The organism is Actinomyces slackii (assembly GCF_900637295.1).
GTDB classification, from domain to species: Bacteria; Actinomycetota; Actinomycetes; order Actinomycetales; family Actinomycetaceae; genus Actinomyces; species Actinomyces slackii.
Genome location: NZ_LR134363.1, coordinates 1 through 13,720 on the forward strand (window position 1 = coordinate 1; position 13,720 = coordinate 13,720).

Below are 13,720 nucleotides of genomic sequence, written 5' to 3' on the forward strand. Positions count from 1 at the left end.
ATGTGCCGCCCTGTCACCTGCCGCACCTGCGGCAAGACCACCTGGGCCGGATGCGGCCAGCACGTCGACCAGGTCATGCGCGACGTCGCCCCCGCCCAGCGCTGCACCTGCGAGCGCGACGCCCCGAGCGACTCCGGCGGCGACTCCGGCGGCCAGGCGCGGGGCGCCGGCCTCTTCTCCCGCCTGCTGGGACGCGGGGGCGGGTCATGAGCGCGGCCCCGCGCCGCGCCGGCCAGGGAGGCTGATCATGGGCACCGCCCTGGACCCGGCCGATCTGCGCCCCACGCTGGCCCGCCTCAAGCGGGCGCGCGGGCAGCTGGACGGCGTCATCCGCATGCTGGAGGAGGGGCGCGACTGCGAGGAGACGGTCGTGCAGATCGCCGCCGTGAGCAAGGCGGTCAACCGGGCGGGCCTGGCCGTCATCGCCTCGGGCATGCGCACCTGCCTGAGTGAGGACCCCACCGGCCAGACCATGGACACCCGCCGCCTGGAGCGCCTGCTCATGTCCCTGGCCTGACGCCGCCCACGCACGCGGGCCGGCAGTGAGATTGCGTGCAGGCTACGCATCGCCATGGGAGCATGGCCCTGTGACACCAGCACCACAGACTCGAGTCTCTGCCCGTCTGGCGGCGATCGCCCCCTCCGCCACCCTTGCCGTGGACGCCAAGGCCAAGGCCCTCAAGGCCGCAGGCCGTCCCGTCATCGGCTTCGGTGCCGGGGAGCCGGATTTCGCCACCCCCGACTACATCGTCGAGGCGGCCATCGCCTCGGCCAAGGACCCCGCCAGCCACAAGTACTCCCCCGCCAAGGGCCTGCCCGCCCTGCGCGAGGCCATCGCCGCCAAGACCCTGCGGGACTCCGGCTACGAGGTCTCCGCGGAGGACATCCTGGTGACCAACGGCGGCAAGCAGGCCGTCTTCCAGGCCTTCGCCGCCATCATCGGCCCCGGCGACGAGGTCCTCCTGCCCGCCCCCTACTGGACCACCTACCCCGAGGTCGTGGCCCTGGCCGGGGGGACCACGGTCGAGGTCTTCGCCGGGGCCGAGCAGGACTACAAGGTCACCGTCGCCCAGCTGGAGGCCGCCCGCACTGACCGCACCAAGGCGCTGCTGGTCTGCTCGCCGTCGAATCCCACCGGCAGCGTCTACACCCCCGAGGAGCTGACCGAGATCGGCCGCTGGGCCCTGGAGCACGGGGTGTGGGTCATCACCGATGAGATCTACGAGCACCTCCTCTACGACGGCGCGGCCGCCGCGCATATCGTCGCCCTCGTCCCCGAGCTGGCCGAGCAGACCATCGTCCTCAACGGCGTGGCCAAGACCTACGCGATGACCGGATGGCGCGTGGGCTGGATGATCGGCCCCAGCGACGTCATCAAGGCGGCCACCAACTTCCAGTCCCACCTGTCGAGCAACGTGGCCAATGTCTGCCAGGCCGCGGCACTGGCGGCCGTCTCCGGCGACCTGACCGCCGTGGAGGAGATGCGCGGCGCCTTCGACCGGCGCCGGCGCACCATGGTCGAGCTGCTCACGGCCATCGAGGGCCTGACCGTGCCGGTCCCCCGGGGGGCGTTCTACGCCTACCCCAGCGCCGAGGCCCTCATCGGCCGCAACCTGCGCGGCACCGCCATCGACTCCTCGGCCACGCTGGCAGGCCTCATCCTGGAGCATGCCGAGGTCGCCGTCGTCCCGGGCGAGGCCTTCGGCCCCTCCGGGTTCCTGCGCCTGTCCTACGCCCTGGGCGACGAGGACCTGGCCGAGGGCGTGGGCCGCATGGCCTCCCTGCTGGCCGAGGTCGAGTAGCGCGCCTCCTCCATGCAGAAGTCCCCGGGGCGACCAGGCGGCCGCTCCGGGGACTTCTGCATGGGGCCCGCCGCGCTCCGCCAGCGGGCCCCGGTCCTCAGGCGGGGACCTCGATGTGGTCGGCCTCGGGCTGGGCGCGCCGCATGCGCTGGATCACCAGATGCATCCAGATCAGCGTCGCCCCGGTGATGAGCGTCAGCACGATGAAGGGCGTGGAGGCCAGGCCCGTCAGGCGCTGGATGTAGGCGAAGGCCGGGGGCAGGAAGAAGCCGCCCAGGCCGCCGAGCATGCCCACCAGGCCGCCCACCGAGCCCACGTTGTCCGGGAAGTAGGTGGGGATGTGCTTGTAGACGGCGGCCTTGCCGATGCCCATGGCGCAGCCCACCAGGAAGACCAGGAGGACCACCAGCCACAGGGGCAGGCCGTAGGGCCGGCCGGCATCGTCGACCCCCGAGGGCAGGCACAGGACCGTGAGCACCGCGCCGATGATGAGGAACGTGCCGTACATGGCCACGCGGGCCCCCCATCGGTCCGAGACCCAGCCGCCCAGGGGGCGCAGCAGAGAGGCGGGGAAGATGAAGGAGGCGGTCAGCAGCCCGGCGGTCCCCAGGGAGACGTGGAAGTGGTCCTGGTAGTAGGTGGGCAGGATCGCCGAGTAGGCCACGTAGGCGCCGAAGACGATGACGTAGTACAGGCTGAAGCGCCACACGCGGATGTCGCGCAGGGGCTTGAGCATGGAGGACAGTGAGGCGGACTTGCCGGGCTTGCGGTCCTCCATGGGGGTGGTGAACCACAGCAGGACCACGGTGATCGCCAGCAGGACCGCGTAGACCACCGGGATGAGGCGCCAGCCGCCCTGGATGCCCAGGACATAGGTGGAGCCGGCGGTGGCGGCGATGATGCCCGGACCGATCAGCTTGGTCACCGAGGCGCCCACATTGCCCGCGCCGAAGACCCCCAGGGCGAAGCCCTTGTGGCGAGGGGTGAACCAGGCCGAGTTCCAGGCCACGCCCGCGGAGAAGGAGTTGCCCACCACGCCCACGCAGAAGGCCAGGACCAGCAGCATGGCGTAGCTGCTGGCCATGGACACCAGCAGGGAGGAGACGGCCCCGAGCACCATCATGACGGTCATGACGATCTTGCCGCCGAAGCGGTCCGCCAGGATGCCGGCGGGCAGGCGCCACATGGAGCCGTTGAGGACGGCGACGGCGCTGATCCAGGACAGCTGGACCTCATCGAGCCCGAACTCCTTCTGGATCGGCTTGCCCAGCAGCCCGAACATCAGCCACACCGCGAACATGAGGGTGAAGGAGATGGTGGACAGGCTCAGCACCCGGTAGGCGCCCGGCGCCTCATGATGCGCGGCCGCTGGATCAGGGGCGGAGGGGGCGGTCTCCTTGCTCTCGGTGCTCTCGGTGCACTCGGTGCTCTCAGTGCTCTCAGTGCTCGCTGCGTCCACGGCGTCTCCAGAGGGGTCGGTAGAGGGATGGGGCGGTCAACAAGCGCCCAAGCCTCTATCACCCAGCGACGTCACGCCTAGGACATAGGTCCCACGTTGAGTGGGGGTGGGGGATGCGGCCCTGCGCTCCCCCACCCGGAGTCAACGGGACTCAGGTCCGCCCTCAGCCGGGAGCGGGGACTCGGGCTCCACACCGGGGATCGAGCTGAACTCCTCGCCCCGGCGCCGCAGATAGGGGTCCTGCTCCAGGTAGGCCCGGGTCTCGCGCATGATGAGGCCGGACAGGAGGAGCAGTCCGATGAGGTTGGGGATGGCCATGAGCCCATTGGCGATATCGGCGAAGGTCCACACGATGTCCAACTGCGTGACCGAGCCGACGAAGACCATGACGGTGAAGACGATGCGGAAGGGCAGCACACCGTGCACGCCCACGAGCCGCACCACGCAGCGCTCGGCGTAGTAGGCCCAGCCCAGGATCGTCGAGGAGGCCAGGAAGACCAGGGACACCGAGACGATGTAATGCCCCCACTGACCGGGCAGTCCGTGACTGAAGGCCTGGGACGTCATGGTGTCGGGGTCCGAGCCCGTCCACGCGCCGGTGGTCAGGATGACCAGGCCCGTGCAGCTGACCACGATCATGGTGTCGATGAAGGTCTGGGTCATGGACACCAGCCCCTGGCGCGCCGGGTGCTTGGTCTTGGCCGCCGCCGCCGCGATCGCGGCCGAGCCCATGCCTGACTCATTGGAGAAGATGCCGCGGGCCACGCCGTACTGGATGGCCATCATGACCCCGGCCCCCACGAAGCCTCCCGTGGCCCCCGCGCCGGTGAAGGCGCCCTGGAAGACCATGCCCAGGGCGTGGGGGATGCCCGAGGCGTTGACCCCCAGGATGTAGAGGCAGCCGGCCACGTAGAACACGATCATCATCGGCACGAAGGCCGAGGTCACCGTTCCGATGGCCTCGATGCCCCCCAGCAGCACCGCGCCCACGGCGATGGCCAGCAGGATGCCCACCAGGGCGGGGTCCCACCCGAAGGAGTGGGCCAGCTGGGCCGCCACCGCATTGGACTGGGTGGTTGACCCGATCCCGAAGGAGGCAAGGATCGCGGCGATGGCGAAGAAGATCGACAGCACCCGGCCCGCAGGGCCCTTGATGGCGTGCTGGAGGTAGTACTGGGGCCCGCCCGACTGCTTGCCGTGGGCGTCCCTGGTGCGGAAGCGGACCGCCAGGAAGGCCTCGGAGTACTTCGAGGCCATACCGAACAGGGCGGTGACCCACATCCAGAACAGGGCGCCGGGCCCGCCCAGGTGGATGGCCGTGGCCACGCCGATGACGTTGCCGACCCCCACCGTGGCCGCCAGCGCCGTCGTCAGCGCCTGGTAGTGGGAGACGTCGCCCTCGGCGCTGTCCTTCTCATCATCCTCGCGGGACAGGAAGGCGAAGCGCAGGGCGGGGATGAGCTTGACCAGCTGCAGCCCGCGCAGGCGCACGGTGAGGACCACGCCGGTGCCCAGCAGCAGCGGGATGAGGAACCACGGCCCCCAGATGAAGCTGTTGACCGTGGACAGGGCGTCGGCGAAGGACAGTGCAGGAGCAGGACCTGAGGTGAGCATGGCATCCTTCCCGCCCGCTGGGGCAGCGGGCATCCCCGGAAGGATAGAGCCGCCAATATGACAGGGTGATAACAAGCACACTCTCGTCGGGCTGCGCGACTCGGGGCTCAGTGGGCGCCGCGGCGGGCCTGGATCTCGCGGGCCTGGGCCAGCCAGGACTCGGCGCGCGCCAGGCGGCCCTCGGCATCGGCCCGCCAGGGGCCGCCGTCCTCGCGGCGGGCCCCGGCCACCAGGGAGAGCACCACCCCGGCGCAGCGGGCGCGCAGCGCCACCGGGTCCACCAGCCTCTCGGCCATGCGCGTCCAGGTCTTCATGATGGGACGAAGGTGCGGGTAGGAGTCAGGGGCCATGTGGTCGAGCACGCTGACATGGCCCAGCAGGCAGGCCAGGTCGTCGGCGCGGTAGCCCGGCCCCAGGGCGTCGACATCCAGCAGGCAGGAGACCCGGTCGTCCTTCATCAGCACATTGGCCTCGTAGAAGTCGCCGTGGACCGGGATGAGGGGGCCGGCGTCGGAGTGCTTCATGAGGTGGTCGACGCCGTCGGCCACCGCCCGGGCCCGCGCCGCGCTCTCCGGAAGGACCGTGGCGGCGGCGTGGGCGTAGTGGCGGGCGCGATCCGACCACGCCGGGTGGACCGGGAGCTGGAGGGCGGAGTGGGGCAGGGAGTCGAGCAGATCGACCAGGGCCTGGAAGACGCGCGCGGCCTTCTCCTTGGTCATGCCCCGCGCCAGCATGCCGGACAGGTCGGCGCCCGTGCCGGCCGACAGCAGCACCAGCCCGTCGGGGTCCTCCCGGAGCACCTCGGGGGCAGGGACTCCCGCACCGGTGAGCATCCGGTGGCGCTGGGCGAAGCCCGGGGCCTGGTGAGGGCGCAGCACCTTGGCATAGGCGACGGACTTATCCGGGAAGGTCGTGCGCACCACGGCGCGGCTCGTGGGGCGGTAGGCCACCATCGTCGCCTTGATCTGGGCGCCGACCCGGGCCGAGAGCAGCGCCGGGGTGCAGGCCACCGCCAGGCCCGGCAGCTCGGGATCAGCGGGGTGGCGCCACACGTAGACCACGGGGCCGTTGCCTCCGGTGGGGGCCACTCGGGTCAGCCCCGGCGCGCTGGGATTGGTCAGGTGCGCGGTGGTGGCGCACAGGTACTCGGTGGTCGAGCGCCCGTTGGTGACGACGACGGCGGTGTATCCCACCGAGACCCCGGCGCCGGGGCGGTGGTGGACGGAGTGGACCTCCCAGCTGGCCAGCCCCTGCCCGGCGGGCGCCAGGGCGGCCGAGAGCACGGAGGCGGCGCGGGCTCCCGTCAGCAGCGCGATCTCCTCGGGCTCACGGGACGCCGACGAGTGGTACATGCGCCCAGTGTGCCCCACCTGCGTCGATCAGGCCATGATGAGCGCCCTCCAGGCGCATCCGGCGCCCCAGCCCTCGTGGCACCCGCCGGCACTGCTGGAATCGCCGCCCTGCTGGCCCTGCTGGCCCTGCCGACGCTGCCGACCCCGCCAGGGCGGTGCGGTCACCGGGTCCTTCTACCCGTGCCCCGGACATGCCGGACGGCGCCGCCTCGGGGCGGGACCTCGTGGAACAATCCCCTCATGCGCGACCTCGCCGCCCTGCCCAAGGCGCATCTGCATCTGCATTTCACGGGGTCCATGCGCCTGGAGACCCTCGTCGAGCTGGCCTCGACCACGCGCACCCGCCTGCCGGCCAGCCTCCTGGACGGCGACCCGCTGCGCGTGCCAGCCGACCGCCGCGGCTGGTTCCGCTTCCAGCGCGCCTATGACACGGCCAGGGCCCTGGTGCGCTCCGAGGAGACCATGCGCCGCCTGGTCCTGGAGGCCGCCCTGGACGACGCCTCAGAGGGCTCGCGCCGCCTGGAGCTCCAGGTGGACCCCACCAGCTACGCCCCCTACGTGGGGGGCATCACCCCGGCCCTGGAGATCATCCTGGATGCCGCCGCCCAGGCCTCGGTCCTCTCGGGCGTGGAGGTGGCCATCATCGTGGCGGCCTCGCGGATGCGCCATCCCCTCGATGCGCGCACCCTGGCCCGCCTGGCCGTGCGCTACGCCGGGCAGGGGCCGGGCGAGGTGGTGGGATTCGGCCTGTCCAATGATGAGCGGGCCGGGGACACCGCCTCCTGGGGGCCGGCCTTCGACATCGCCCGGCGCGGGGGCCTGGCGCTCATGCCCCATGGCGGGGAGCTGCTCGGGCCGCGCCATGTGCGCGAGGTGGTCTCCGCCCTGGGCCCCACGCGCCTGGGGCACGGGGTGCGCGCCAGCGAGGATCCCGCCCTGCTCGACCAGATCGTGGCCGCCGGCATCAGCCTGGAGGTCTGCCCCGCCTCCAATGTGAGCCTGGGGGTCTACCGGCAGGCCGGGGATGTGCCCCTGGCGGCGCTGCTGGAGCACGGCGCCCAGGTCGCCCTGGGGGCCGATGATCCGCTGCTCTTCGCCTCGCGCCTGACCGACCAGTACGAGATCGCCCGCTCTCTGGGCTGTGATGACCGGGCCCTGGCGGATCTGGCCCGCGGCTCGATCCGCGCCAGCCTGGCCTCCCCCGCCTCCAAGCGCGCCTGGCTGGCGCAGGTCGAGGACTGGCTGGCCTGAGCGCTGGCCCGCGCCGGCAGGCCCCTACCAGCCCACGTGGACGGGCTCGGGGACGAGGGTCACGCCGAAGCGCTCGCGCACCCCGGCCACCACGGCGTCGCGCAGCTCGGCCAGGTCCGCGCCGCTGGCCCCGCCCCGATTGGTCAGGGCCAGGACGTGCTTGGTGGACAGGCTCGCCCGCTCCCCCAGGGCGAAGCCCTTGGGGAAGCCGGCGTGGTCGATGAGCCAGGCCGCGCTGGTCTTGATGCTCGCGGCCTGCCCGTCCTCGGACCCGCCCCGGGCCCCGCGCCCCGGGGTGGGGGCCAGGGGGAAGCGGGGGGCGTCGGGGGGAAGGGTCGCGGCCTGGGCGGGGTCGAGGATCGGGTTGGTGAAGAAGGAGCCCGCCGAGCGGGTGTCCGGGTCGGCGTCGTCAAGCACCATGCCCTTGGAGGCGCGCAGCTCCAGGACCGCCTGGCGGACCTCGGCGGCCGGCAGGCGAGCGCCCAGCTCGACCCCCAGGGCGCCGGCCAGCTGGCTGTAGGCGATCGGCGCGGCCAGAGAGGCCTGGCGCACGTGGAAGGCCACCTCCAGCACCACCCAGCGCCCGGTGGGGCCCCAGGTGCGCCCGCCCCCGATTGCCGCATCGCTCAGGGAGCGCTTGAGGTCGGAGTCCCGATAGGACAGGGCCAGGTCGGCCAGGGGCAGGTGGACGATGCGGCCCTGGCAGCGGTCCCAGGCCCGCACCGAGGCCAGCAGCTCGCAGACCTCCGCCCCGTAGGCCCCGATGTTCTGGACGGGTGCGGCGCCCACGGTGCCCGGGATTCCCGACAGCGGCGCGAAGCCCCCCCAGTGGGAGGCGATGGCCTGGCGCACGAGGTCGTCCCAGCAGGTGCCGGCGGTGGCCGCGAACTCCACTCCCCCGCAGGCCGAGTCGGAGATGACGCGCACCTCCTGTCGGGCATCCCGCAGGACGACGCCGTCGAATCCCGCGTCCCCGGCCAGGATGTTGGAGCCCCCGCCGATGACCAGCAGGGGCCTGCCCTCCTCATCGGCCTGGCGGACGACGTCGATGATCTCGGCCTCGCTGGTCGCCTCCACGTAGGCGGCGATGGGCCCGCCCACCCCCATGGTGGTCAGCTCGGCCAGGCTGGTGGGGGCGGGGCCGCCCAGGGGCCGGGCCAGGGCGGTGATGGCCTGGGGCCAGGGCTCCAGCGCCGCACCGGGATCCTGCGCGGCCGGGGCGTCGCAGGCCTGGGCGTCCTGGGGGTGTGCGACGGGATCGGGCTGTGTCATGCGGCTCTCCTGGGGCGTCGGGCTCTACGGGGTGCAGGATACGGGGCCCGGTGCGCCAAAGGGCCCCGTCCTGTGCGGACGAGGCCCTCAACGACATGCGCGGCCGTCACTTCTTGTTGCGGCGCTGGTGACGCGTCTTGCGAAGCAGCTTGCGGTGCTTCTTCTTGGCCATGCGCTTGCGGCGCTTCTTGATCACTGATCCCATGAGATCTCCTCGCAGTTGGCTTGATCGTGCCCGCCGGCTCAGCCGGTACCGGGGATGGCGATCGGCGGGCGCCTGGGGCGATTGGTCGGCGCGTGACGACTCACAGCCGACCACACGGGTGACCGGCTGATTCTAGCGGGTCCTATGAGCCTGAGGCCTCTGACTCCTCGTGGCCCCAGTCACCCAGTCCAGCGGCCAGGTACTCCTGGACGGCCCTCTCGGGGACCCTGAAGGAGCGCCCCACCTGCATGGCGGGCAGATCACCGGAGTGGACCATGCGGTAGACAGTCATCTTGGAAACGCGCAGCATGCCGGCCACCTCGGCAACCGTGAGGAAGGAGGGGGCGCCGGAGGCGCTGGACGGAGTGGGCAGGCCCGGTGCCATGAGTACGTCAGGTCCCATCGTCGAGGAAGCCCCATTCAGGGCAGGAACAGCGCCAATATAGCGCGACCGGCGGCCCCGGCACAGGGTTTCGCCTCAACTCCCTCACCACGCGTCGCATTTCACACGCGATTCACGCGTGTCGCACGTTCCCCGCCCGCCTCAATGCTCCCCTCAGCGCCAGCCCCGGCGGCGTCTGGCGGCATCCGCCGGCGGGAGGGCGGCCGCGCCGTCGTCGCTCGAGGCTGGCCAGCCGGGCGGGGTGGGGAGACAATGGCGCCCGTGCCCCAGCGATCACAGCAGTCCAGCGCCGACCGCCGCCGGCCGCCGGGCAAGCACGCCCCAGGCACGACGGCGCCGACGCGCAGCCGGCCGGCCGGCCTGGAGGAGCCCACCACCCTGCGCAGCGCCCTGCGGAGCCTGGGCCTGCCGCGCCGCGCCGCGCAGGCGGCCCGCTTCACCCCGGCGCGCCTGGCGATCACCGTCTTCGCCGGGATCATCGCCGTCGTCGCCACCCTGCTCAGCCTGCCGGTGGCCACCGTCTCGGGTCAGCGGGCGCCCGTCGTCGACGCCCTGTTCACCGCCACCTCGGCGGTCTGCGTCACCGGACTGACCACGGTGGACACCGCCTCCTACTGGTCGGTCTTCGGCCAGGGCGTCATCATCGCCGGCACCGCGGTGGGGGGCCTGGGCATCATGACCATGGCCAGTCTGCTGTCCCTGGCGGTCTCCCGGCATGTGGGCCTGACCCAGCGGATGCTGGCGGCCAGCGAGAACCAGTCACGACTGGGGGATGTGGCCTCGCTGCTGCGGGCCGTCATCCTCACGGCCGCCGGCTGCCAGGCCGTGCTCATGCTCGCCCTGCTGCCCCGCTTCCTGAGCCACGGGCTCGATCTGGGCCATGCGCTGTGGTACTCGCTGTTCATGGCGCTGTCGATCTTCAACAACGCCGGATTCGTCATCATGCCCGAGGGGCTCGCCCCCTACGCCACCGACTGGGGAATCGGGGTGCCGATCGTCCTGGGCACCGCGGTGGGAGCCGTGGGCTTCCCGGTCATGCTGGATCTGCTGCGCCACCACCGCCAGCCGCGCTCCTGGAGCCTGCACACCAAGCTGACCCTGACCACCTACCTCGGTCTGTCGGCCATCTCCACCGTCGCGATCGGCGCCTTCGAGTGGGGCAATGAGCGGACCTACGGGGCGCTGTCCACCAGCGGCAAGCTGCTGACCGCCCTCATCAACGGGGTCAACGCGCGCTCCTCCGGCCTGTCCCCCGTGCCGACCGAGCACATGCATGAGACCACCTGGTTCCTCCAGGACGCGCTCATGCTCATCGGCGGCGGCTCGGCCTCGACCGCCGGGGGCCTGAAGGTCACGACCTTCGCGGTCCTGGTCCTGGCGATCCTGGCCGAGGCCCGCGGGGACCGGGACATCGAGGCCTTCGGGCGGCGCATCCCCTACTCGGCCGTGCGACTGAGCGTGGCGGTGGCCTTCATCGGCGCCTCCATCATCGGCATCGCCACCCTCCTGCTGCTCCAACTGACGAACCTGACCCTGGACCGCATCCTGTTCGAGGTGATCTCGGCCTTCGCCACGGTGGGGCTGTCCACCGGGATCACGCCGATCCTGCCCGAGGGCGCCAAGTACGTCATCGTCGTGCTCATGTTCGTCGGGCGCGTGGGCACGATGACGGCGGCCTCCGCCCTGGCCATGCGCCAGCGGCGCCGCGTCATCCGCATGCCCGAGGAGGGCCCGCTCATCGGCTGAGGGCCGCCCCGGGGCCGGGCGCGCGGGCGGAGGCCGGCGCCCGCCAGTACCCGCCGGGGCGCTCCACGCGCCCGATGGAGGCCGATGGGTCTACCGTGGTGCCGTCGCCGGGCGCCGCTCCCGGCGACAAGACCGCCAGCACCGCTGACCAGACTGAGGAGCGTCATGCCCGCCCCCGCCTCGCGCACCGACTCCACGCTCGTCATCGGCCTGGGCCGCTTCGGCTCGGCCGTGGCCGCCACCCTGGACCGGCTGGGGCGGGAGGTCCTGGCCGTGGAGACCAATCCGGCCATCGTGCGCCAGTGGACCGGGCGCATCCCCCTGGTGGAGGCCGACGCCACCGACGCCGAGGCCCTCGAGCAGCTGGGCGCCACCGAGTTCGGCACCGCAGTGGTGGGGGTGGCCACCTCCCTGGAGGCCTCGGTGCTCATCACCGGCAACCTCGTGGACCTGGAGACCCCCCAGATCTGGGCCAAGGCCATCTCGCGAGCGCACGGGCGCATCCTGCGGCGCATCGGCGCCCAGCACGTGGTCTACCCCGAGTTCGACGCCGGCCAGCGGGCCGCTCACCTGGTCTCGGGGCGCATGCTGGACTACATCGAGATGGAGAAGGGCGGCTTCACCATCGTCAAGATGCGCCCGCCCATGGAGCTCCACGGCTTCACCATCGGCCAGTCCAGGATCCGCTCGCGCTACGGGGTGAGCGTGGTCGGGCTCATGAGCCCCGGCGAGCCCTTCGAATACGCCACTCCCGAGACCCTCGTCTCGGCCGATGACATCCTGGTGGTCGGCGGGGATGCCGCCCTCCTGGAGCGCTTCGCCAACCGCGCCTGAGCACCCGGGCGGCTCGGGCCTGAACAGCCCCGGCTGAACAGTCCCGACAGCCCCTCAGGGCTCAGGAGAACAGGGCGGCGGCCTGGGGCGAGCGCAGGCGCGCGGCGGCGGCGGCCACGCGCTCATCGGTGTCGGTCAGCGACATGCGCACGCGCCCCGCCCCGGCCTCGCCGTAGAAGTCGCCGGGCGCCACGACGATCCCCAGCTCGGCGAAGGCCCCCACCAGCTCGTAGGCGCTCATGCCCTCCGGCCCCGACAGCCACAGGTACAGGCCCGCCACGGAGGCCGGGTCGGCGACCAGCCCGGCGGCGGCGCTCGCCTCCGCCAGGGCCTGGCGGCGCGCCCGGTAGACGGAGCGCTGGGCCTCGACATGCGCCTCATCCCCCAGGGCGGCGACCAGCGCGGCCTGGACGGGGGCGGGCACGAGGAGGCCGGCGTGCTTGCGCACCTCGGTGACCGCCGCCACCAGCGCCGCATCCCCGGCCAGGAAGGCGGCGCGATAGCCGGCCAGATTGGACTGCTTGGACAGGGAGTACAGGGCCAGCAGCCCGCTCCGATCCGCCGACACTCGCGGGTCCAGGAGACTGGGGATGCCCTGGCTGGCCCAGGGCTCGGCCCAGGCCAGCTCGGCATAGCACTCATCGGCGATGACCACGGCGCCGCGCGCACGAGCCCAATCCACGATCCGGGCCATCTGCTCCACGCCCAGAACATGCCCGTCAGGATTGCCGGGGCTGTTGAGCCAGACGATGGCCACCTGAGCGCTGTCCTCAATGCCCCAGGTGCGCGGGTCGGCATCGGTGTCCACCGGGACCGGCCGAGCGCCGGCCAGGCGGGCGCCGACGTCATAGGTGGGGTAGGCGGCCCGCGGGTGGAGCACCAGGTCGCCCGGCCCAACGCCGAGCTGGAGGGGCAGCAGGGCCACCGACTCCTTGGAGCCGATCGTGGGGATGACCTCGGCCTGGGTCAGCCCCGCCACCCCACGGCGCCGCTCCATCCACTCGATGATGGCCGCGCGCACTGCCGGCGCGCCCACGGCCGTGGGGTAGCCCGGGGCGTTGGAGGCCGCGGCCAGGGCGTCGCGGGCCACCTGCGGGGTGTCGTCAACGGGCGTGCCCACGGCCAGGTCGACCACGCCGTCGGGATGCTCGGCGGCGCGCTCGCGGTAGGGGCTCAGCGTGTCCCAGGGGAAGTCGGGCAGGGCCAGGGGCCGGGGCAGCAGGGGGCGAGCAGGGCTCTGGGGGGCGGCAGTCATGCGCCGCATTCTCCCCCGCCCGGCCCCGCGCCGTCACCCGGGTCCCAGGCCCGAGCACTCCGGCCGGCCCCGGGACCCGCTCCCGGCTCACAGGGTGGCCAGGTACTCCTGGTTCTGCGGGGGCAGGGCGGCGATCATGGGGTCGTCATAATCCAGGGCGCCGGTCTTCTGCGCCCCACCGGGCGAGCCCAGGCCGCGCAGCTCGAAGAAGTCGATGTTGGCGCGGGTGTAGTCGGCCCACTCCTCGGGGACGTCGTCCTCGTAGTAGATGGCCTCGGTGGGGCAGACGGGCTCGCAGGCCCCGCAGTCCACGCATTCGTCCGCGTTGATGTACAGGCTGCGCTCGCCCTCGTAGATGCAGTCGACAGGACACTCGTCGACGCAGGCGCGGTCCTTGACGTCGACGCAAGGCTGGGCGATGACATAGGTCATGGCAGCTGTGTTCCTCTCGAATCGGTGCGGGACCTCGGTGCGCGTCCCGCTGTGCCAGGCCAGTATCGTCCTTCGGGTCCTTGGACCCAAGCGGA

General features: G+C 72.3%; 15 protein-coding genes. 6 read left to right on the forward strand and 9 right to left on the reverse strand.

What is annotated here, in order from left to right; all coding sequences use genetic code 11:
- The 3 genes from EL266_RS00005 (at position 1) to EL266_RS00015 (ending at position 1,802) form a co-directional block, all read left to right on the forward strand.
- On the forward strand, positions 1-210 hold the full coding sequence (locus EL266_RS00005; protein ID WP_026427009.1) for a hypothetical protein: 210 nt from the start codon (positions 1-3) through the stop codon (positions 208-210).
- Between the two features lie 37 nt (positions 211-247).
- The gene (locus tag EL266_RS00010) at positions 248-517 is read left to right on the forward strand and encodes a metal-sensitive transcriptional regulator (RefSeq protein ID WP_034514895.1); all 270 of its coding nucleotides are present in this window, start codon (positions 248-250) and stop codon (positions 515-517) included.
- Positions 518-587: 70 nt separating this feature from the next.
- Positions 588-1,802, forward strand: a complete 1,215-nt coding sequence (locus EL266_RS00015) for a pyridoxal phosphate-dependent aminotransferase (RefSeq protein ID WP_026427010.1) — start codon at positions 588-590, stop codon at positions 1,800-1,802.
- Between the two features lie 97 nt (positions 1,803-1,899).
- On the opposite strand, the gene EL266_RS00020 is transcribed toward EL266_RS00015, so the two are convergent.
- The 4 genes from EL266_RS00020 to EL266_RS13330 form a co-directional block, all read right to left on the reverse strand.
- Positions 1,900-3,261, reverse strand: coding sequence for an MFS transporter (locus EL266_RS00020; RefSeq protein ID WP_197719252.1), 1,362 nt, complete (start codon positions 3,259-3,261; stop codon positions 1,900-1,902).
- Between the two features lie 141 nt (positions 3,262-3,402).
- On the reverse strand, positions 3,403-4,875 hold the full coding sequence (locus EL266_RS00025; protein WP_051281168.1) for an alanine/glycine:cation symporter family protein: 1,473 nt from the start codon (positions 4,873-4,875) through the stop codon (positions 3,403-3,405).
- Between the two features lie 107 nt (positions 4,876-4,982).
- Positions 4,983-6,227 (reverse strand): phosphotransferase, encoded by a 1,245-nt coding sequence (locus EL266_RS00030; RefSeq protein WP_026427012.1) that lies wholly within the window; start codon positions 6,225-6,227, stop codon positions 4,983-4,985.
- A 27-nt stretch (positions 6,228-6,254) separates the two neighbouring features.
- On the reverse strand, positions 6,255-6,392 hold the full coding sequence (locus EL266_RS13330) for a hypothetical protein (RefSeq protein ID WP_156907644.1): 138 nt from the start codon (positions 6,390-6,392) through the stop codon (positions 6,255-6,257).
- 75 nt (positions 6,393-6,467) lie between these two features.
- Here EL266_RS13330 and EL266_RS00035 point away from each other — a divergent pair, with 75 nt between their 5' ends.
- Positions 6,468-7,478 carry an adenosine deaminase gene (locus EL266_RS00035; RefSeq protein WP_026427013.1) on the forward strand — a complete coding sequence of 337 codons (1,011 nt, stop codon included), beginning with the start codon at positions 6,468-6,470 and terminating at the stop codon, positions 7,476-7,478.
- Between the two features lie 24 nt (positions 7,479-7,502).
- Here EL266_RS00035 and EL266_RS00040 read toward each other — a convergent pair whose 3' ends face one another.
- The 3 genes from EL266_RS00040 to EL266_RS00050 form a co-directional block, all read right to left on the reverse strand.
- The gene (locus EL266_RS00040; RefSeq protein WP_026427014.1) at positions 7,503-8,750 is read right to left on the reverse strand and encodes a UDP-N-acetylmuramate dehydrogenase; all 1,248 of its coding nucleotides are present in this window, start codon (positions 8,748-8,750) and stop codon (positions 7,503-7,505) included.
- Positions 8,751-8,856: 106 nt separating this feature from the next.
- The gene (locus EL266_RS00045; protein ID WP_003792170.1) at positions 8,857-8,955 is read right to left on the reverse strand and encodes a 30S ribosomal protein bS22; all 99 of its coding nucleotides are present in this window, start codon (positions 8,953-8,955) and stop codon (positions 8,857-8,859) included.
- A 142-nt stretch (positions 8,956-9,097) separates the two neighbouring features.
- Positions 9,098-9,340 (reverse strand): helix-turn-helix domain-containing protein, encoded by a 243-nt coding sequence (locus EL266_RS00050; RefSeq protein ID WP_026427015.1) that lies wholly within the window; start codon positions 9,338-9,340, stop codon positions 9,098-9,100.
- Between the two features lie 270 nt (positions 9,341-9,610).
- Here EL266_RS00050 and EL266_RS00055 point away from each other — a divergent pair, with 270 nt between their 5' ends.
- Together EL266_RS00055 and EL266_RS00060 are read left to right on the forward strand one after the other, a co-directional pair.
- Entirely contained in the window at positions 9,611-11,104 is a 1,494-nt protein-coding gene (locus EL266_RS00055; RefSeq protein ID WP_084500738.1) for a TrkH family potassium uptake protein, read from the forward strand.
- 165 nt (positions 11,105-11,269) lie between these two features.
- Complete coding sequence (locus EL266_RS00060) at positions 11,270-11,938, forward strand: potassium channel family protein (protein ID WP_026427017.1); 669 nt, start codon at positions 11,270-11,272, stop codon at positions 11,936-11,938.
- Between the two features lie 61 nt (positions 11,939-11,999).
- Here EL266_RS00060 and dapC read toward each other — a convergent pair whose 3' ends face one another.
- Together dapC and fdxA are read right to left on the reverse strand one after the other, a co-directional pair.
- Complete coding sequence (dapC, locus tag EL266_RS00065; protein ID WP_026427018.1) at positions 12,000-13,193, reverse strand: succinyldiaminopimelate transaminase; 1,194 nt, start codon at positions 13,191-13,193, stop codon at positions 12,000-12,002.
- Between the two features lie 87 nt (positions 13,194-13,280).
- A complete protein-coding gene (gene fdxA / locus EL266_RS00070) occupies positions 13,281-13,625 on the reverse strand; it encodes a ferredoxin (RefSeq protein ID WP_026427019.1) in 345 nt (114 codons plus the stop codon).
- Positions 13,626-13,720 lie beyond the last annotated feature (95 nt).